Raw genomic sequence first — 19672 nt, forward strand, 5'->3', positions numbered from 1 at the left:
TTCGCGGAGAGAGGATGCAGGGCGCTCCCTCGTCGGCATGATCAGATCTCCTGTCCGAGCGCCGGGCGGTCCTCCCGAGAGGACCGCTGCTAGTTCAGATTCTGTGCTCGGACACTACGACCGGGTGACGAGAAGCCGGTGCGGCCCCTCGTGCCATCCTCGCGGTGGTGTCGAAGACCCCGAGTTCTCCCTGCGTCATCTGGTGCTGGACGATGAAGGCGCGGTCGCGGATGCGCCAGAGCCCCTGTCCGATGCCGAGCGTGGGAAGCAGGTCCCGCTCGGTGTCTGTGAGCCCGAGGGCCTCGGCTGATGTCGTGAGCTGGTCGGATTCTTGGCGGTAGACGACGCGGGTGGAGCAGTCGGCGAGGAGCCCTTGGGCGAGGGCGCGAGCTTCACTGCGTTGGTCGCCGACGGCGTCGAGGTCGGAGAGTCGGTGGATGACCATGAGGTTCGCGATGCCGTATGCGCGCGAAAGCTTCCACTGGGACTGCATGCGTTGGATGAGTGCTGGGTGGCGCATGACCCGCCATGCCTCGTCGTAGACGACCCATCGGCGGCCGCCGTCGGGGTCGAGGAGGGCGGCTTCCATCCAGGTCGACGCACAGGTCATGACCAGCGACAGCAGGGTGTCGTTTCCGGAGACCCTGGAGAGGTCGAGGGAAATCATCGGTGCGGAGGGGTCGAATCGGACGGTGGACTCGCCGTCGAAGAGGCCGGCGAGGTCACCGTGGACCATGCGTCGCAGGGCGTGGGCGACGTCGCGGCCCTCGCTGCGCAGCAGTGTCGTGTCGTCCGGGGTCTCACCGTGGGGGTCGAGCAGCCGCTCGACTACGGCCGGAAGGGTTGGCACGGTCGTGGTCGCGATTGTGGCGGTGAGCGCTCCGTCGAGGGCGGTGTGCTCGACTGGCTGCAGGGGGCGGCCGAGCACGGTCTCGGCCAGGACGCCGAGGAGCTCGCGCCGCCGAGACCACACGAGTACGTACCACTCACGGTCACCGGTGCCCGTCGGGCGCCGCCCTTCATCGAGCGGGTTGAGCCGGGTCGGCAAGCCGTGGCCAAGGGTGACCGCCGCGCCGCCGACCGCTTCTGTGACCGCGGTCCATTCGCCCTTGGGGTCGCCGGGGATGTAGATGCGGATGCCGAAGGCGAGGGAGCGAGTGGCGAGAGACTTGGCGAGGGCGGACTTCCCGGTGCCGATGACGCCCGCGAGCAGGACGTTGGGGTTGGTCAGGACGCCCTGGCGGTAGAGCTGCCAGGGGTCGTAGACGAAGGAGCCGCCAGAGAGTAGATCGGTCCCGATGAGCACTCCGTCGGAACCGAGGCCGGCTTCTGCGAGAAACGGGTATGCCCCGGCGAGGGTGGCCGACGTCGCCGCGTGTGGCGGGACCCGGAACGGCAACCACGCACGAAGCGCGGCCGGTCCGTGCTCGCCCGAGCGAGGCAGCCATGTCGCTCTCTCAGTGTCTCCGTCGGCGTCCGCCTCGTGGTTGGCCGCGTCGAGCGTGCGGGCGGTCCGTTGGAGATCGCCGGTCAGGCGCCGCCGCCGTCGTCGGTCCTGCGCGCGCTCGCCAGCAGGCGTCAGGAGCGCCGTGGTGAGCAGTCGTGAGGTGTCCATGGCATCTTCCGTGGTTGTCAGAGGCCGCGGCACAGGGGGAGCGCGGCGGCGGTGAACGCTTGGGCTTGCTGGCCGAGGAGGAGTCGGGTCTCGCACCCGGACTGGATGGCGGCCTGCTCGATCGCGGACCGGGCGGCTTGGAGTGCGTCGAGGTCGGGGGCGGTGACGCAGAGGAATCCGGCGAAGCGGAGGTCGCCGTGGCCGGCGACGAGGTCGCGCTCGCGTTGGTTGACGTCGGCCCACTCTTGCTCGCTGGCGTAGTCGGCGATCTGCCCGATCCGCTGACGTTGGGCCGCGTCGGTCTGGTACTCGACGCGTTCCTTCCGTACGGAGCGCATGGCTTCGGCGGTGGTCAGCGGCTGGGCGACGATCGAGGTCGCTCGTCGTATCCCGGCGGAGAGGAGTACGGGGGAGAGGAAGGAGGGGAAGACCTCACTTCGGGGCCATTCGGAGATCCAGTACACGGCGTGCACTCCGGAGTCGGTGCGCAGGTGGTCCAGGTGCTCATGGACCAGGACCGGTCCTGCGGTGCTGGGGTCGTGCCCCACGGCGGAGCGATGGATGGTGTGCGCGGCGGCAGGGTCGTAGGCAAGCCGGAGGATGGTGGCGAGGTCGTCGGGCTGGACCCAGCCCTCGAGGATGATGTCAGCGGCGCTCAGGGCGGCGAAGACGGTGTTGAGCTCGCGACGCAGTACCGCGGCTGCTCCGGGGACGCCGCCTCCTTCGGCGCGGATCGCGCGTCTGGCGCGGGTCATGTCGAGACTGATGCTGATCGTGGTCTCATGGCGCTCAGAGGTAGGGAGCGACTCCTCGACGAGCTGGTCGTACTCGGTGGCGGCCCATCCGCCGTCGTTGGTGCCGTGCTCGGCCCAGTAGCGGCGCACACCTTCGCCGGCGTCGGGGAGCGTGCGCTCGAGGACCTGGATCCGGGCGATGCGCCCCGAGGCGCAGCACGTCGCCAGTACCCGGCCCCATGCGGAGACTCGGCGCTCCTGGTCGCCGGGCGCGAGGAGGACGAAGGAGGGGTGGCGTACCCGGGCTGTGGCGGTGAGGGTGTGGCCTGCAGGGTCGTGGACCATGGCTGCCCCGGATGCGATGTCGTGGTGCAGGCGCAGGCTGGCGGCGTCTCCGGGCAGGGCGAGGGTCCCGGCGGGGCGCGGCTTGAGGACGCGGACGCCGTAGATGTTCTGCTTGAGGGCGCGGCGCAGGATCCAGTGCCCGTACACAGGTACCCACTCCACTGCGCGCCGGCCTCCGACACTCACCCAGGCCGACGCGAGGGCGAGCCCCCACACCGGTGAGGTCAAGGCCAGGCCGGTGAACCCGCGCAGGTAGACGGCGGGCAGAGCGATGAGTAGCGCCATGCCCAGTGCTGCGACTCGGGGGGCGGAGAGTCCGAGCAGTACGCCGCGGGAGGACCGGCGCCCGAACCGCACCGTGGGTGTGGTGAGGTGGGCGGGGCGGGACGAGGAGAGAGTCACGAGCGCTCCAGAGGTGCCGACGGACCGCGACCGGCAGCGGCGGGAACGGGTGCCGGCGTAGGTGCGGGAGCGGGTGACGGAGTCGACGAGCTTCGTGCCGAGGGCGCGCTCGCCGGAGGGGGCGGTGTGGCCGCGCCGGTTGCTCGCTCGAGCGATGAGGCGGTGCCCTGCCCGGCGGGCTGCGCCGGTGTCGGGCCCGAGCTGGTGCCAGCTGAACGAACGGACGCCGCCATGGTGGCGCTCGCCCCGCGTGCGGCGCCGCCGCCGGAGGCCGCCCTCGACGCGGCGACGCCACCGTGCCCACCGACGATGGGAGCGGCCGTGCGCATTAGCGACTGCGCGGTGGTGCGGCCCTGATGGACCGCGGCCAGGGTTGAGCCGTTGGTTGCGCGGTGCCATTCCGAGGCGACCGAGGTGCCCGCGAAGTCGAGGAACTTGAAGCACGCCCACGGCGCGAGGCACGCCAGAAGGAGAAGGATCAGCCCGGAGAGCAGGGCACCGAGGCCGCCGCCCTCTCCGACCATCCCGACGGCGACGACGAAGACCACGACGATCGCGAGCTTCGACAGGATCAGGGCGAGAGTGACCTGGACCCACCGCCGGACCCAGCCCGTGGTGAGACGGGCGGTGGCCCCAGAGATGGCGAGTGGAGCGACGACGACCGCAACGACGATGAGTGCTTCGCGCACAAGGAGGGTGCCCAGCGTCAGGATGGCGCCGATGATGAAGAGCGCACCGAAGACGATGACGAGCACGGAACGGGCGCCCGAGTTCCCTGTCAGGTCGAGGAGCAAGCTGATGTCGAGGAGCTTTCGAGCTGCGTCCTCGATGCTGGTCCCGGCGAGCGCGGCGATGGCATCGCAGATCTCGTCCACCGCCACGAGGAGCGACTGCGTGATCCCCGCCGCTGCCGCCGTGCCCAGGACCGCTGTGCCAGCTCCGAGGAGAGCTCGCCCGAGCCCTCCGGGCTCCCCGCGCAGCGCTGCGGTGAGCACCTGGATGACGAACAGCCCGACGATAAGGATGAGCGCCACACTGGCGAGGGCCGCGGCGTTGCGTTCGACGTAGGCGGCGCTGAGGTCGACCGTGGTCGTGGCCGAGATGGCCTCGAAGACGGCGTCGAGCACGCTCTCCACCGCGCGGGCGAAGTTGTCGCTCAGGGTGTTCAAGATGCCCTCGGCGGCTACGTCCGTCACGCCGGTCGCTGCGGCGCCCACGGCCGCGCAGGCGTAGGCGATGGAGCCCAGGTCGCACATGTCCATGGGGGCGCCTCAGACCAGGGAGCCGGCGTTGGAGAAGAACGTCACGATGGCGTTCGCGGCGCCGATGAGCATCGCGGCGCCGGCCGCGACGACGACGCCGGACTTGCCGCGCCCGGCGAGATGGGGGTTGCCCGAGTTCGACCCGAGCCCCCAGACGACTGCGGCGATGACGAGCGCGGCGACGCACGCCACCAGGCCGAACGTGAGCAGGGCGCCGACGATCTCGCGCACCTGGATCAGGCCGGGCAGGCCGCTGCTGTTGGGAGTCACGCCGGGGTCGTCGGCGAGCACGGCGAGGGACCAGCGAACGGACATCGGGGTCTCCAGCGGTAGTTGTGCCGCGGTTGCGGTTGTCCATGCCGGGAGATCCGGGTCTGCGCACGCCTGTGGACGGAGATGACCCCGCGCAGACTCCCGGAGTCGCGCGTGCCGTCGCGGCCGCGGACAGCTCCGGTTCACGCGGCGCCCAGGGTGACGCCCTGGGCGAGGAGGTACGCACTGGGATTCGTGGGTTGTCCGTTGACGGTGACCTCGAAGTGGAGGTGGCATCCGGTGCTCGATCCGGCTCCAAGGGGATCGAGCGTGGCGTCTCCGCCCATGGCGGCGATCTGGGCGCCGGTCGTGACGTGATCTCCGACGCGGACGCGCGTCGTGCCGGTAAGGACGTGCCCGTACCTCGTTGTCACGCCCCCACCATGGTCGACGATGATCTGGTTCCCTGTCCGCCCCTGGTGCGGGCCCGGCGCCGCCCAGATCACGACGCCGTCCGCGGCCGCCAGGACCGGTGTCCCGCACCGGTTCGCGACGTCGTTGCCGGTGTGCAGGGCCGGAGCCCCGGTGATGGGGTGGATACGTGGACCGAAGGGCGAGGTGTGCTGGCCGACAGCGGGATTGGTCCAACCCTGCGCTGTCACAGCGGGGGAACCACCCGGTCCGCAGGAGCCGATGTCCGCGACCGGGGGACCTGTGCTGACTGCCGCAGCTCGGCCGCGGGGGAGCGGTTGGGTGAGTGCCTGAATGACGGCGACGGCGTCCGGCCAGTACGGGGCGTAGTGGTGAGGGTCGGCGTTTCGTTGGACACGGTGCGCGGCGACGGTCGGCGGCAGACTCTGCCAGTGCTCGACCTCGAGCAAGGCGCGGTAGAAGTTCGTCGCTGCGGTCGCCGGGTTCATCCGGTCGGCATAGCTTCCCCACGCGCCGTTCGCACGCTGCTGGAACAGGCCCCGTGAATCCGGGCCGACGGCGTCGCCGCGGTCGACGTTGATGAGGGAGCTTTCACCCATGGCCGTCATGACCGCGAGGGTCTGGCCGTGAACGCCGACCCCGAGTCGCTCGCCGGCGATGACGATCTGCGCGGCGTTGCTGAGCTGCACACCCTCGTAGGCGCCGACGCGGTCGGGTGGGTCTCCTGCCGGCAGGACGCTGCCGCCCTCAATTCCTCCGCCGCAGACCGAACTAGCGCCCGCCGAGGACTCCGCACCAAGGACGATCATTCCGACCAGCGCCGCGGCCGCGGGGCCGCCGGCGACGAGCAGCGCCAGGACCCCGAGGAGGATCACCGCACGTTTCACCGTTCGCCCCTCGCGGCTCCGGCCGGCTCGCCGGGATGGGGGCTCATGGGACGACGACCGTGCCGATCATGGTCAGGTAGCAATGGTCGACGTCGCTTCCAGGAGTCGGGCAGCGCATCCCGATGGTGACCGTTGGCTCGCTCGACGCTGTCCGCTGTTGGCGTGCGTCGACGTAGTGGGTCGTTTGCGTCCCGGTGACGTTGCGCATCGCCCATCCCGGCTCCGCCCGGCCCTCGGTCACGACGGCGGTCCAGGTCTCCGGCTCCCAGCCCGCCGTCGGCGACCACTGCGACCATTGCCGGTTCGCGCGCATGCGAGACCACTGCGTCTCGTCGGGGACACGTTCGTCCACCATGTGCCGCAGGTCGGCGACGCCGGTCTCAGACATCAGCGGGTCGGCGTGGGCCATGAGCAGACGGCGGTAGTCGTCGGCCTCGAGTGCGCGGGCGTCCATCGTGAACAGCACCTTCGCGATGGCATGGGCATACGCGTCTGGATCCGAGAGCTCGACCACCGTCATGTCCGCGGATGCAGGTTCTCGAGGGCCGGCGACGTCCGACGCTCCCGCGCTGTCTGACGACCATCTGGTGCTAGCGCCGGATGGCGCGGATTGATCCGCCGGCTCAGTCGTTCCTGTGGGGGTCTGTAGTGCGGCCCACGCCACAACCGCGAGAACCACGGTGGCCGCGAGCATGATGAGGAGCGCTCGGAATCGCTTCATGTGACCTCCTCGGACGGCTGTGTCGCACGGGGAGTGCGCACTGCGCGCACACGCGTCTCTAGGTCGGTGGCGGCCAGGGCTTCGAGGGGGCGGTCGTTGAAGTGCGCGACGAGCTCAGCGCTAGGCCGACGTTCTCGGAAGGGCCGTCACGCTGCGGCGGGTGGCCACGCGAATAGGCGCGAATGTGAACCGTGGGCTTGGAGGAGCTGCACCCGTCGCGCCGCTCCTGCGACGGAGTCGATCGGTGTAGCAGGGTCTCGGCGCAGGGCGAGTAGCAGAGACTGGGAGGCACGGTCGCCTCGCCGGGGACCGATGAGCAGGGCCGCCAGCGCGCTGAGTTCCTCCGGCGTGAAGCCAAGCCGCTCGAGCAGGTACGGGTCCCGTCGAAGGGTGGTCTCCTCGTAGGAGCGACGTGCGTCGGCCATCACGTCCAGCGCGCGATCGACGGCGTCCATCCAGAACGCCATGCGGTCGCGGTCGCGGCCGGCCAGGATGCGGATGAGGGCACTAACCCCCCGCGACAGCGACCGGACCGGCTCCGACGCCCCTACCGGTGCGGCGTCCAGGTGATGCACCTCGAGACCAATCCGCAGGACTCGGTCAGGACGGTCTGCCTGTCGGCTGCGGGCGCCCCGGGTGCTCAGCATCGACTCCGCGGTGATGTCCACAGCGAGGGCATTGCTTGCTGCTGTCCACAGATAAGCCCATGGTGCTTCCGCGGCCACGATCTTCTCGGGGAACCTTTTGATCGTGGACCAGCAAGCCTCGAGCACATCGCCGGGAAACGTCGTTCCGGCTCGACGACCGCACCGGTGGTCGATCTTCGCCGCCCAGCTACGGGAGCGCTGCTCAAGCTGCGCCATTAACCAGGTGCCCCACATGCCGTCCCAGCCCTCGCAGCAGATGCGGCTCACCGCCCGGCGAAGCCCTTCGTGCGCGTCGGTGTCGAGCTCGGCGGCAGCGTCGAGGACGCCGGGTACGGCGACGGACGTAGTCGTCGGATTCATGTCGCACCTCGCAGATAGTCGTCGGCTGCGGTCGGTTCCTATCGGACCGCAACGACCGGGACGGCTGCACCGCGCTTGTGGACAACTCGGGGACGTCCCGGAAGGACGGACGTCCTGTGGAAAGAACCGGGAGCGACTCGATGGGTAACGAACGGCTACGCGCAGCGATGGCAGCGTGCGGTATGAACTCGGCCGCGCTCGCCGAGCGTGTCGAAGTCGACCCCAAGACGGTTGAGCGCTGGATCAGCTCGGGCCGCACCCCCTACAGGGCACACCGTTGGAAAGTCGCGCAGGTCCTCGGTGTGGATCTGGCCCACCTGTGGCCGGAGGCAGAGAACGGCAGGCCCGCGCAGCGGGCCAGCGCCGCAGAGTTCGTTGCGATCTATCCCAACAGGGGATTTGTCCCCGCTCCGACGTGGACCGACCTCGTCACAGGGGCGGAGGAGACGGTGGACCTGCTCGTCTACGCCGGGCTCTTCTGGTTCGACGCTCACCCAGATCTGAGCAAGGCGCTGATTGAACGAGCCGAAGCCGGCGTACGGGTGCGTCTGCTCTTCGGCGACCCGGAATCACCAGCGGTGGCGTCACGCGGTGCTGAGGAAGGGATCGACATGCCCTCTCGAGTCCGCATGACGCTGAGCCTGGCCGCCCCACTGCTGAGCCACGGCGGCATCGAGATCCGCCTGCATGCAACCACCCTCTACGCCTCGATTTACCAGGCCGACGACGTCATGCTCGTGAACACCCATGTGTACGGGGCGCCAGCTGCGCACTCACCGGTGGTTCATATCCAGCGCGTACCTGAGGGGCGGCTCTTCGCGCACTACGCGGAGAGTTTCGAGAGAGTGTGGAACCAAGCCCGGGCGCTCGGATAAGGAAGGCAGATCCCATGGCACGCACCGACTACTACGACCACCCCGAGGCCCCGACGCCGAACAGCGTCGTCCCAGCAGCCGTTGGCTGCATCACCGACTCTGAGGGGCGCGTCCTCCTCGAGCACCGCGTGGACAACGACCTATGGGCACTGCCCGGAGGAACTCACGACTTTGGCGAAAGCATCGTCGAGACCGTCATCAGGGAAGTCCGAGAGGAGACGGGCCTCGACGTGGAGGTAGTCGGCCTCGTCGGCACCTACACCGACCCGCGGCACGTGATCGCTTACTCCGACGGCGAGGTCCGCCAGCAGTTCACGCTGTCGTTCCGCTGCCGTCTACTGGGCGGATCACTCACCAAGGACAACGAGAGCCAGGAGCTTCGCTGGGTCCGTCAGGATGAGCTCGACTCGCTGACCATCCACCCTTCGATGCGTAAGCGGATCGACCACTTCTTCGAAGGCCGACCCGCTCCTTACCTTGGCTAACGACACCGCGGCCTTCGGGCCGCGAGCCGAATCTCTACGCTCGTGACCGCCGCTATGATCTGTGGTGATGCGATGCTGATTGCTTCGTGTACCGGATGTCCCGCCGGATACCGCGTGAGGATTTCCGCAAGGCGGTCCTCGACTACAACCGACTGCCCCGATGGCCCGGTTGTCATGTCGGCGTAGGTCAACGCGTCAGCGACCACCGACCGATCAGCGGGAAACTCCATACTAAGAACGGGGCCGAGGCCGCGGAGCTTGGCCTCGACGGAGGCTGCGGAATGATGGGCGACCAACGCACATAGCCGGGCCGGTGCACCTAAGACGCGGAGGTGGCGGGCGCCGTCGAGAGGGTGGAACCCCGTGGTTGCGAGCCCAGGGGAGTACCCGATGTCGTGCAACCAGGCGGCAGCGACCAACAAGCTAGCCTCGTCTGCTTGGACGGCCGACGAGGCGGCTTGGGCGGCGGCCGCGACCCCGACCACGTGTTGCCAGCGGTCTGATGTACCACCCACCAAGCGGAAGGCGAGGCTGCGCGCGTCGGAAGCCTCGGTGAAAACCTGCACGCGGTAACCGTAGCCTTCGCGCACTGCGAGCATCGGCTCGTGCTCGACCGAGGGCGCTCGCGTTCGCTCGACGGCGGCTCGGAGGACAGGCCGATCTCTGCCACGGCGCCCGGATCGCACGCCATGAGTGGGCCACCGGATTGCCGGCCATGACATCTCTGAGACGGCTTCGGCCAGTCGTGACAGCCGTCTTGAAGGTCTCCGCGCGTCCCAAGGGCGAGCGCTGGCATGGCGGAAGTGGCAAGCGTGTGGGGCACGTCCCCAGCGCATACTCCGCGTCGCCGTCAGCAGACGAGCCGGGATACCTCGAATTCCGGGGACTTGTCGGCCGTCACGTGGGAACATGAGCCCCTCGTACATGGACGCACTCTGGACAGGGAACGTGGGACATCGTGCCAATTGACTTCACTGCCTTCGGACAAACGGCTGAAACGGCTGACGAAACGCGCCACCCGCGTGACGTCTTCGCCGCACTGCCCCGCGTACCCGGGTATGAGTACCTGCGCGGACCACAGGACCAGGTCCTGGACCAGTGGCATAGCAGGCGCACGGAGTCCGACCTCGTCGTGAAGCTCAATACCGGCGGTGGAAAGACCGTCATCGGCTTACTGATAGCTCAGTGCTCGCTAAATGACGGAGCGGGTCCGGTCGCTTACCTTGTCCCGGACCACTATCTTGCTGACCAGGTCCGAAAGGAGGCGGCCTCGCTTGGCATTGCCGTGACCAGCGACCCGACCGCTTACGAGTACGGGGCCAAACGAGCTGTCCTGGTTGACGTGTTTCAGCGCCTAGTCAACGGGAAATCCATCTTCGGCGTAGGGGGCTCGTCGAGCAAATCGGCACGCTTCAGCGTAGGTACTATCATCGTGGACGATGCGCACGCCTGCCTAGCCAAAGCGGAAGACGAGTTCCGGGTAAGTATTCCGTCCAGTGAAGCGCAGTACGCTCTGCTATTGGAATTGTTCGCCGACGTGCTCGAGCAGCAGAGCCCGAACACACTTCTCGACATTCGCGCAGGAGATCACTCGGCTCTCCTCCAAGTACCGCATTGGGCGTGGCATGACCGTCAGCGCCAGGTCCTCGAGATTATCCATCCCCTCACGAAAGAAGTTCCTTTTGCTTTCGGCTGGCCGTTGATTGTCGACGTCTTGCCGCTTTGCCGGGCAGTGTTCGCCCGCGATGTAGTTGAAATCGCCCCGGACCACCTGCCCATCGACGTGCTTACCGGGTTCGTGGCTGCGAGTCGCCGGGTCTACCTCACTGCCACGCTGGCAGATGACGGTGTACTGGTAAAGGACTTCGACGCCGATCCAAACACGATAGCCCGGCCGATCGCTCCAGCGAACGCAGGTGATATCGGTGACCGGCTCATCATCGTTCCCCAAGAGATCGCGCCGGCTGCCACGGAAGAGCACATCCGGGACATGGTCATCGACATCGCCACGGAACGGAACGTCGTGGTCATCGTTCCTAGCCACGCCCGTGCGGAGGTGTGGAAAGAGCGTGGCGCTCTCGTGTTCGATAAGGATTCGATCAAGGAGGGCATCGAAAGGCTGCGGGCGGACGCACGCTTGGGCCTTGTAGTGCTGGTCAACCGGTACGACGGCGTGGACTTGCCCAACGACGCTTGCCACGTCTTAGTTATAGACGGGCTCCCAGAGGCATTCGGCGCGCTCGAGCGCCTGGACGAGGCGCAGCTTGCAGGGTCGGACGCAATGTTGCGTCGTCAGATGCAGCGCATCGAGCAGGGTATGGGACGCGCGGTTCGGTCGAACGACGACTATTGTGTCGTGCTGCTGATGGGTGCCAGGATGACGGAGCGACTTTTGCTGCCTGGTGCCGAGGATGCCCTCTCCCCGGCGACTCGCGCGCAGATGAAGCTCTCGCGGGAAATAGCGGTGAGTATAAGGGGTGCCGGGATGGCAGAGATGAAGTCAGTAGTGACGCAGGTTCTTGACCGCGATAAAGCGTGGATTACTGCTAGCCGCTCGCGGCTAGCTACCCTGCGGTATGACAGCTCTGAGGTCGATATAGTTACGAGACAGCGTCGTGCCGCTTTCAACCTGGCAGCGCGAGGTAGAAGCAGCGAGGCCGTCGCTGCGCTCCAAGAGGCGCTCGATCGAGGGGGAAGCGACGGCGTTATCCGTGGCCAGTTGCTGCAGGAAGTGGCGAGTTATCAGCATCCCACCAACCCCGTCGAGTCCCAAGAGACGCAGCGCGCGGCCAACGAAGCCAATCGGGCGCTGTTGCGGCCGGTCGTTGGGGTGGCCTACGCGAGGCTTGCCACGCCGATTCAGGAGCAGGGGGCAGGCGCGTCTGGATGGCTACAACGCAAGTTTCGCACAGGAGCCGATTTGCGTCTCGGCTTCAATGCTCTTCTCGGGGACTTGGTGTTCGGTCCGCGCACGCGACACTTCGAGGCGGCGATGGACGACCTCGCGTCTCCCCTCGGGTTCGCAGGACAAAGGCCGGAGATTGAGATTGGTCGAGGTCCGGACAATCTTTGGGCGTTAAATGACAACTCCTTCCTAATCATCGAAGCGAAGAGTGGCTCGGAAGAGCATCCAGTATATAAGGATGACGCTAAACAGCTCTCCAACGCTATGGACTGGTTCCGGGAACAGTACCCAATGGCGAGCGGGACACCAGTGCTCGTGCACCCTTGGTCGACGTTCGACTCCAAGGCCGCAGCTCCCCAGCGGTGCCGCGTCCTGACTACGGAGAAACTGTTTCTACTGCGCGACGCAATTGACCAGTTGGCAACCGCTTTGGCAGACCAGGATAGTTTTCGAGACCCCGTGCGTGTAAGTCAGCTTCTTGCCCATCATGGCCTCACCGCGCAGCATCTGATAGCCCGGTATACCGTCGATGCGCGGCGGGGCCGTTGATGCGACGGCCACGTAAAGACAGCGTGTGCTTCCGTCGCCGGTGAGCGCCTCGCCCTGATCGTGTTCCTAGATCGGGACCACGTGATGCTCGAGACGCAGGAACGTGCGACTTCCGAGCGACGCTTGCGCTCGTAGACCGTGCCAAGATGGCCCGCAGAGCGGAGGGGAATTGGTGCTCGTCTCTGCTCAGAAGGCGGCTTGGAGGAGCTACGCGTGCCGAGCTATTCGCGCGTCTGGTCGGCCACCGGCGCGTCCACCTCGGCGAAGTGGCGGGCATCGTCGCGCATGGCCACCAGCACCTCATAGTTCCTCAACACGACATTGGGATCGTAGGTGGGGGACATCGTTAGCTGCCTCATCCGCCCGAGAATCTGCTGGTCAGAGAGGCTGTCGAGCCAGGCCGCGATCTGCTCAGCGCTCGGTGCCTTGTCCATCTGACCAATCGTCTCGACCATGTCGCTGCGCGCCGACGCCGCTCCTATTCGATCGCTGTTTAGCCGCGCCGCAGACACCGTCGATCCTTTCGACAATGCGCTGCGCTCGTCGTCGTTACCACGAGCGATCTCGTATCGGGTCGGCAAGGTCGGAAGCGGTGGATCGATGCCAGTGATCAGTCGCGGGACCGCTTGGGCGCGGACCCACGTGGCGAGCTCGTCGAGCTCCTTCATCAGTACGGGCCAGCGGTCGGTGCCGGGGCGGTTGATCCCGATCGTCGGGAACAGTGTCACGGGGATCTCGGTGCCTCGCGGGGTGTGGGCGATCACCTCGCCCACCCGCAGTGGGACCTCGGGGCGGCGCTCGAGTTCCCCAACAGAGCGGGGCATCATGTCTTCGCGGTACATAGCGGCGAGGCGAACCGCCGTGATGGCTGGCGCGCGATGCTTTGAGTGGTTCGTGTGCAGCGCCAGGAGCGCCAAGGGGTGATCCTGTGGATGCTTGGTCCGATGAAAGGGCTGCAGGATCTCGATGCGCCGCAGAAGTTCGCTCCCCCGTCGAAGGAGCGGCGGTCCGTTCTTCGCACGCTTGTTCACCCACGCCTCGAAGTCCGCGTACGTTCTCGCGGCCGGCATTTCCACGAGCTTTGCCGCCTTTTCGTTCAGCGTCCCGTCCCGGTGCTCGATCTCAGCAAAGAGGGTGTGCTCAAGGGCGTTCCGCAGAGCCACCAGCGCATCGGCCACTAGCAATGGCACCTTTCTTGGAATCGGGGCCACACCTGTGACAACGGTCTGGCTGTAGGCGCCCATGGGCACCTCGCCGAGACGGACGATGCCGTCGGGCTGTCGCTGGTAGTCGAAGAGGACGTCGGCGGCCTCGGCGATGACCTCGTCTGCGTGCGCCAGCGTCGCTGCGACAGCCAAGTGATGATCGGGGATCCAGGCGTAGCGCGAACTCGTCACAGTTCGATCCTAGGGACAGACCGCGCTCGGCTCCGGTATGCGCCGAAGCGCCTTGTTTCACGGTCTATCGCCCGCCGGCGTACTCAGCGACGCCGAAGCCGTCCGACCTGCCTGATGGATGTCACACCGCGACTTTAGGCGGCTGCCCTTAGTGCTTGACACCGCGCTAACATCAGCGCATCACCGCAGGGGAACGACCTGCTCTCAACGAGAACTGCAACCCCGAGCCAACTCAGGCGGGGGACGTTCATGCGTGTTGAGGAATCACGACCGTGTGGCGCCGACTCCGAGGTGCGGGAGCCGCTTGCATCGCCAAATCCGTTCCGTGCGAGCGGCCCGTTGCGTCCGCGCGCGGCGAGGCGCACGAGCTCGACGGCTGCCCAGCAGACGTGCGACCTGCGCGGGCCAGGGCGCAGTCTGTGCATCGGATTGCGTCCGATCGCCTCCACTCCTCTGGCATGTGAGGCGGGTTCCGTGACAGCGTGCGCGCGCGCAGGGCTCCCCGGCTCGTGGCAACCATTGGGCGCAAGCGGCGGTCGTGGCCGGCCCGAGACTGGGCGACGGCGTCGACTCCACGCGCGCCGGGTACCCCGGCCGGGGCTACTTGCTCGGAATGCGGCCGAACGTTCAGCGCGAGGCGGCGCGACACCCGGTACTGCTCAAAGACATGCCAGTCGCGGAACTGGCGGCGCGTCGTACGCCGGTGCGCGAGCTGCCGGAAGCCGCTGCCGTCGTCCATGCGATCCGACGCCCGCTACTGCTCCGACCGCTGCAGGCGGAAGGCACACCGCGCCCGATCCGATTCCGCGGGCGGCTCGCAATGATGAGCATGTGCGTGCGCTACGCGGGGGAGTCCTACACCTACCTGTTGGATTCAGTCACCACCGACCACGGCCGTCCGGGTGCGACCCCAATGACCCGCTATTACGCGGCACACGGCACCCCGCCCGGGACCTGGCTCGGCGCCGGCCTCGCGGGACTGGACGAAAACCAAGGGCTCGCAGGGGGCAGCTTCGTGACGCTCGCTCAGATGGAACGGCTCTTCGCCAACGGTGCCGACCCCGTCACCGGAAGAGCGCTTGGCCAGTCCCCGCACGTCTACGCCGCTGACACTGACCGCCGTCGTCCCGTCGCTGGCTTTGACTCCACGTTCACGGCTCCGAAGTCGGTCAGTGTCCTCTGGGCAGTGGCCGACGCCGACACCCGGGACGTGATCTATGAGTGCCACCGGCAGGCTATCGCCGACGTCGTGGCCCTCATCGAGCGCGACGTTGCCCGCACTCGGATCGGCACGAACGGCGTCGCGCAGGTCGAGGTCGACGGGGTGATCGCGGCAGCCTTCGACCACTGGGACTCGCGCGAGAACGACCCCAACCTCCACACGCACGTGGTGATCGCCAACCGTGTACAGGCTGCCGACGGACGGTGGCGAACGCTGGACTCCCGCGCGATTCATCGCGCGGCCGTGGCCATGTCCGAGCGCTACGACACTCTCCTGGCCGATCACCTCTCCCGCCGGCTCGGCCTCGTTTGGGAGTACCGGGAGCGCGGACCGCAGCGCAATCCCGCTTTCGAGCTGGCCGCCATCCCGCAGCCGCTCCTGGATTGCTTCTCGCAGCGATCGGTGGCCATCGACGCTGAGGCAGGCCGCCTCATCGAGCGGTACCAGAGCGACCACGGCCGCCGACCTGATGCGGCGATGGTCCTTCGGCTGCGCCAGCAGGCCACGCTCGCGACCCGCGGCGCGAAGGAGGTCCGCAGCCTCGAAGAGCTCACCGCCGAGTGGAGAGAGCGGGCCGACACGGTGCTTGCCGCGGACTCGATCGCGTGGAGCAGGCGAGTTCTCGCCGACGCGCGAAGCCCACTCCCGGACCTGCGCCTGCCCTCGGTGTGGGCGGATGAGGCCGCCACGGCTGTGCTTGCCGTCCTCTCCCGGAAGCGGTCGACGTGGACGGCGTGGAACATCGAGGCAGAGGCTGCCCGCGCGCTCAAGCCGCACCGGTTCGACACTGCGGACGATCGAGACCAGGCTGTCGCCGCTGTCGTCGCCGAGGTGCAGCGACGGTCGGTCCGACTGACCCCACTGGAAGCCGCGCAGACACCTGCGGCGCTGCAGCGGCCGGACGGCACCAGTGCCTTCCGTGCTTTCCGCAGCGAGGTGTACACCGCCCAGACCACGCTCGACGCCGAGGCGCGACTCCTCACCGCTGGGCGTGATCGCAACGGCCCGGTGCTCGACATCGACCATCTCGACCAGGCCGGGCTCTTCGGTGACCAAGCCTCCGCAGTCCGGTCCGTCGGCTTCTCGGGCCGGGTGCTGGACGTGCTGGTCGGCCCGGCCGGCTCAGGCAAGACCCACACCCTCGCCGCCCTGCGAGCCTCCTGGGAAGGCACCCACGGGCGCGGGTCCGTTGTCGGTCTGGCGCCGTCGGCCGCCGCGGCCGAGGTCCTCGGAGCCAGTCTCGGCGTGGAGACCGAGAACACGACCAAGTGGCTCGTTGAGCATGACGCCGAACCCGAGCGGCTACGTCGCCTCGCCCGGGCGCGCAGCATCCTGCCGGGGACGGCGAACCGGGGGAGTGCGCGGCAGGTTGCCGCCCACATCCAGCGGCTCACCGAAGAGGTCGAGCGATGGCGGTTCCGTGCGAAGCAATTGGTGATCATCGACGAGGCGTCCCTGGCCGGCACCGCAGACTTGGACCGGATCGTCGCCTGCGCCGGCGAGGCCGGGGCGAAGGTGCTCCTCGTGGGGGACTGGGCACAACTGTCCGCTATTGACGCCGGCGGCGCCTTCGGCCTCCTCGTCCGCGACCGCGGCACGGGAGCACCTGAGCTCGGCACCGCCCGACGTTTCAGTCACGCCTGGGAGAGAGAGGCTTCGGCGCTCCTGCGGGTGGGCGACTCGAAGTGTCTACGCTTCTACGACGACCACGGCCGGATCCACGAGGGCGAGCACGACGACATGGTCGACGGCGCCTACGCGACCTGGCGCGCGGACGAACTCTCCGGGAAGCGGTCCCTGCTCATCGCCGGCGACGGCGACACCGTTCGCGCGCTCAACGAACGCGCCCGCGCCGAGCTCGTCGTCGCTGGCCGCGTCGCCCTCGACGGCAGTCGCTTGCGCGATGGGCTTTTCGCAGGCGTCGGTGATCGCGTCGTCACACGCCGCAACGACCGCCGCCTCACAGCCGGGCCGAGGTGGGTGAAGAACGGAGACACGTGGGCAGTCACCGCCCGCCACGACGACGGTGCCCTGACCGTCAAACGGCCCGGCGGTGGGCCTACCGTCACCTTGCCCGCGGGGTACGTCCGTGAGCACGTCGAGCTGGGGTACGCCACCACGGCGTTCCGGGCCCAAGGCGCGACCGTCGACACCGCTCACGCCATCGTCACCGGCCCTGGCCTGACTCGGGAAGTGCTGTACGTGATGCTCACCCGCGCCCGCGAAGCCAACACTGCCTACGTCTGCACCGACCGGCCCGTCGAGCCCCTCGAAGGGTTCGAGGACGCACCAGTCACCGCCAGAGGTGTCCTGGCCGCCGCCATGGGGAACGTTGGAGCCGCTCTCTCCGCACACGAGACGAGAGAGCGAGAGCTCGACGAGGCAACGTCAATACGCACCATCGCAGCCGAGTACGAGACCATCGCTCACCTCGCCCAAGCGGACCGCTGGACCGCGCTCCTCATAAGCGCCGGACTCACCGCCGAGCAGGTCCGGGAGGTGACGTCGTCACCGGCTTTCGGTGCCCTCGGCACGGCGTTGCGCCGTGCTGAAGCACAGGGGGTCGCGCTCGAGAGCGACCTCCCGCAGATCATCAAGCGAGCCGATACCGGCGCTGCAGATCTCGCTGCGGTACTTCACGAGCGCGTCGAACGCTGGACCGAAACGTCCGTCAGCGCCGCCCACGGCACAGTCCCGGCGGATCGCTTCATTCTCGGCTTCATCCCAGTCGCCGCGACCGACGACCCCAGCATCGCGGCAGCGCTGACCGAGCGAGAACGTCTCATGGAGCAACGAGCTGACCTCCTGCTCGAGCGCGCCCGTGCAGCCGGGGCGATGTGGCTCAGACACACCGCGGCCCAGCCCAGCACCGCGGAAGAGGCAGCCGTGTGGTTGCCAGCGGCCCGCACGGTCGCCGCCTACAGAGAGCGCCATCAAGTCATCGACCCCGACAGTGCCCTTGGCCCAATCGACCCGGCAGCCATCCAGCAACGGCGGGAGAGCAGCATGGTCATCGCCACGCTGGCCCGGCTCAGGGAAGGGACCTCGCCGGACACCGCACGGACGACTTCGTCCAGTTCTGCGGCCACGTGGAAAGCACCGAGTCCGGACCCGATCGGGCGGTGAGACGCGCGCGGCTTCGTTAGGGCGCGGCCGCGCTTCGGCGGAGCGCTCGGACGGCGGCCATGACCGGACGCCGTGAGCGGGCGCGACTCACCGCACCCGGACAACCCGGCGAGTCGGCCGACGTCTCATGCGCCGGGGCAGAGATCCGTCCTGCTCTTGCCAAGTCGTAGCCAGCCGCCGGACTGTCACCGACACGGGCGCGGTGATGGCGCTGGCCGGGTTCACCGTCTGGAGTGAGACGGTGCGCACTGCTCCAGCGCGCGCTCGGTACAGGCGCGGGTCAACCCATTACGCTGGGATGTGGTCCCAAGTCGTGCCATAGGCATGCGGTGACTTCTGCATGTCCTGGTAGAAGTCCCATCCCTGATCTCTGCTGGTGAAGACCCTTTCATGGGTCTTCCCGCCCTCGTCTACGGACCTCCAAGTGACGCGATAATTAAGGCGCGGGTCCTCATAGCCACTGGTCGGTTCGTGTCTCATTCTTCTCAAGGCTCCCTTCGGCGGTAGAGCCCCTTACCCTACCGAGCCCTCATCCAGGGGGCGTGAAGGCGGGCCCCCACGTGTCAGTCGCCCTTCGCGGAGTGGGCTCGCCGAAGAAGGCCCCGATCTTGCTGCCCGGACGTTCGGCTCCGGCGAACAGATCGTGAACCACCATGTCCGGAACTGTGGTGGTGAGCGTGTGACGCACAATGGTCGCGGTGCGGTCGTCGAGCCTTTGCACGGAAGAGGGTGCGTGCCAAGCGGACGCCGGCGCCGCCCGGACGGGGGCATGTGCAGATTCGAGCGGCACGCGGGCGACGGCATTGCCGAACGGTAAAGATCCGTCAGGTGGCAGCATGTGGCCGAGCAGAAGGGCGCAACATGAGGTTGTGGCCACGGCGGCTCCTGCGGAGCCCGACTTCGGAGCTGAGATGGAGCCCTTCCGCGACGGTCTAGCCGTCCTGCTCCGTGAAGGCCGGCCTGTCGGTCACGCGGCAACGTCGCTGGGCCACTTTCGGACGCCGTTCACCCCTCGGACGCCCCAGCCCTGGGTGTGGATCGTCGTCGTCTGGGCCGATGGTGTGAAGGAACCGTCGGTCGAGGACCACCCCCCGTGGACCTACGTCAGCGAGATGCGCGACGGCTACCTCGACTGGCAGGACGGCGCCAACCGGGAGCGCACAGGTCGATACGAGATCCAGTGGGTACCGGCTGAGCTGGCCCAGGCCGAGCGCGAACGGCTCGGCATACACCTCAACGACTTCTAAAAGAACCCGGCCGAGCGGGCTGCGAAGCATCCCCGCGGCGCGCGCTGAGCGCGGCATGAGATGCCCTGTGTCAAGCGGCGCCGGCGAGAAGGGTGTTCAGGGCGCGGTGGCGGTCGGGGTTGTAGGGGACGCCGTCTTGCCAGCATCGCCAGATGACGTTTAGCCACGCGCGAGCGAGGACGCGGGTCGCGTGGGGATGGTCGTGGCCT

Annotated in this window: 14 protein-coding genes and 1 pseudogene; 5 read left to right on the forward strand and 10 right to left on the reverse strand. The window is 67.8% G+C overall.

All coding sequences use genetic code 11. The features are described from left to right. Positions 1-94 precede the first annotated feature (94 nt). The 7 genes from V2J63_RS11865 to V2J63_RS11895 all read right to left on the reverse strand — a co-directional run bounded on the left by V2J63_RS11865 (position 95) and on the right by V2J63_RS11895 (position 7657). The gene (locus V2J63_RS11865; protein WP_331231268.1) at positions 95-1615 is read right to left on the reverse strand and encodes a VirB4 family type IV secretion system protein; all 1521 of its coding nucleotides are present in this window, start codon (positions 1613-1615) and stop codon (positions 95-97) included. Positions 1616-1632: 17 nt separating this feature from the next. Then, entirely contained in the window at positions 1633-3096 is a 1464-nt protein-coding gene (locus tag V2J63_RS11870) for an SCO6880 family protein (RefSeq protein WP_331231250.1), read from the reverse strand. Next, the gene (locus tag V2J63_RS11875) at positions 3093-4358 is read right to left on the reverse strand and encodes a hypothetical protein (RefSeq protein WP_331231251.1); all 1266 of its coding nucleotides are present in this window, start codon (positions 4356-4358) and stop codon (positions 3093-3095) included. The genes V2J63_RS11870 and V2J63_RS11875 overlap by 4 nt, the downstream gene beginning before the upstream one ends. Before the next feature lie 9 nt (positions 4359-4367). Further along, entirely contained in the window at positions 4368-4673 is a 306-nt protein-coding gene (locus tag V2J63_RS11880) for a DUF6112 family protein (RefSeq protein ID WP_331231252.1), read from the reverse strand. 140 nt (positions 4674-4813) lie between these two features. Continuing rightward, on the reverse strand, positions 4814-5929 hold the full coding sequence (locus V2J63_RS11885) for a M23 family metallopeptidase (RefSeq protein ID WP_331231253.1): 1116 nt from the start codon (positions 5927-5929) through the stop codon (positions 4814-4816). A gap of 43 nt (positions 5930-5972) precedes the next feature. Further along, on the reverse strand, positions 5973-6449 hold the full coding sequence (locus V2J63_RS11890) for a hypothetical protein (protein ID WP_331231254.1): 477 nt from the start codon (positions 6447-6449) through the stop codon (positions 5973-5975). A 347-nt stretch (positions 6450-6796) separates the two neighbouring features. After that, entirely contained in the window at positions 6797-7657 is an 861-nt protein-coding gene (locus V2J63_RS11895; RefSeq protein WP_331231255.1) for a hypothetical protein, read from the reverse strand. A 140-nt stretch (positions 7658-7797) separates the two neighbouring features. Here V2J63_RS11895 and V2J63_RS11900 point away from each other — a divergent pair, with 140 nt between their 5' ends. Both V2J63_RS11900 and V2J63_RS11905 read left to right on the forward strand, forming a co-directional pair. Continuing rightward, complete coding sequence (locus V2J63_RS11900; RefSeq protein WP_331231256.1) at positions 7798-8532, forward strand: DUF5919 domain-containing protein; 735 nt, start codon at positions 7798-7800, stop codon at positions 8530-8532. Between the two features lie 14 nt (positions 8533-8546). Next, positions 8547-9017 (forward strand): NUDIX domain-containing protein, encoded by a 471-nt coding sequence (locus tag V2J63_RS11905; RefSeq protein WP_331231257.1) that lies wholly within the window; start codon positions 8547-8549, stop codon positions 9015-9017. Here the strand turns inward: V2J63_RS11905 and V2J63_RS15805 are convergent. Next, entirely contained in the window at positions 9014-9943 is a 930-nt protein-coding gene (locus V2J63_RS15805) for an HD domain-containing protein (protein WP_434056322.1), read from the reverse strand. The two genes, V2J63_RS11905 and V2J63_RS15805, sit on opposite strands and share 4 nt — an antisense overlap. Positions 9944-9975: 32 nt before the next feature. On the opposite strand from V2J63_RS15805, the gene V2J63_RS11910 reads away from it, so the two are divergent. Next, a complete protein-coding gene (locus V2J63_RS11910) occupies positions 9976-12471 on the forward strand; it encodes a helicase C-terminal domain-containing protein (RefSeq protein ID WP_331231258.1) in 2496 nt (831 codons plus the stop codon). Positions 12472-12692: 221 nt separating this feature from the next. On the opposite strand, the gene V2J63_RS11915 is transcribed toward V2J63_RS11910, so the two are convergent. Further along, positions 12693-13868, reverse strand: coding sequence for a hypothetical protein (locus V2J63_RS11915; protein ID WP_331231259.1), 1176 nt, complete (start codon positions 13866-13868; stop codon positions 12693-12695). Between the two features lie 829 nt (positions 13869-14697). Here V2J63_RS11915 and mobF point away from each other — a divergent pair. Together mobF and V2J63_RS11925 are read left to right on the forward strand one after the other, a co-directional pair. Beyond that, positions 14698-18216, forward strand: coding sequence for a MobF family relaxase (gene mobF, locus V2J63_RS11920; protein WP_331231269.1), 3519 nt, complete (start codon positions 14698-14700; stop codon positions 18214-18216). 1031 nt (positions 18217-19247) lie between these two features. Next, complete coding sequence (locus V2J63_RS11925; RefSeq protein ID WP_331231260.1) at positions 19248-19463, forward strand: hypothetical protein; 216 nt, start codon at positions 19248-19250, stop codon at positions 19461-19463. Between the two features lie 70 nt (positions 19464-19533). On the opposite strand, the pseudogene V2J63_RS15880 reads toward V2J63_RS11925, so the two are convergent. After that, positions 19534-19672: pseudogene (locus tag V2J63_RS15880) on the reverse strand (IS110 family RNA-guided transposase); the annotation flags it as partial.

The organism is Georgenia wangjunii (assembly GCF_036421975.1).
In the GTDB taxonomy this organism is placed as follows: Bacteria; Actinomycetota; Actinomycetes; order Actinomycetales; family Actinomycetaceae; genus Georgenia_A; species Georgenia_A wangjunii.

Bases quoted from the DNA above. Each gene is read 5' to 3' on its own strand.
- V2J63_RS15805 (WP_434056322.1), bottom strand. From the start codon at position 9,943: ATGTACGAGGGGCTCATGTTCCCACGTGACGGCCGACAAGTCCCCGGA.
- V2J63_RS11890 (WP_331231254.1), bottom strand. From the start codon at position 6,449: ATGACGGTGGTCGAGCTCTCGGATCCAGACGCGTATGCCCATGCCATC.
- V2J63_RS11880 (WP_331231252.1), bottom strand. From the start codon at position 4,673: ATGTCCGTTCGCTGGTCCCTCGCCGTGCTCGCCGACGACCCCGGCGTG.
- V2J63_RS11865 (WP_331231268.1), bottom strand. From the start codon at position 1,615: ATGGACACCTCACGACTGCTCACCACGGCGCTCCTGACGCCTGCTGGC.
- V2J63_RS11895 (WP_331231255.1), bottom strand. From the start codon at position 7,657: ATGAATCCGACGACTACGTCCGTCGCCGTACCCGGCGTCCTCGACGCT.
- V2J63_RS11875 (WP_331231251.1), bottom strand. From the start codon at position 4,358: ATGGACATGTGCGACCTGGGCTCCATCGCCTACGCCTGCGCGGCCGTG.
- V2J63_RS11905 (WP_331231257.1), top strand. From the start codon at position 8,547: ATGGCACGCACCGACTACTACGACCACCCCGAGGCCCCGACGCCGAAC.
- mobF (WP_331231269.1), top strand. From the start codon at position 14,698: ATGTGCGTGCGCTACGCGGGGGAGTCCTACACCTACCTGTTGGATTCA.
- V2J63_RS11900 (WP_331231256.1), top strand. From the start codon at position 7,798: ATGGGTAACGAACGGCTACGCGCAGCGATGGCAGCGTGCGGTATGAAC.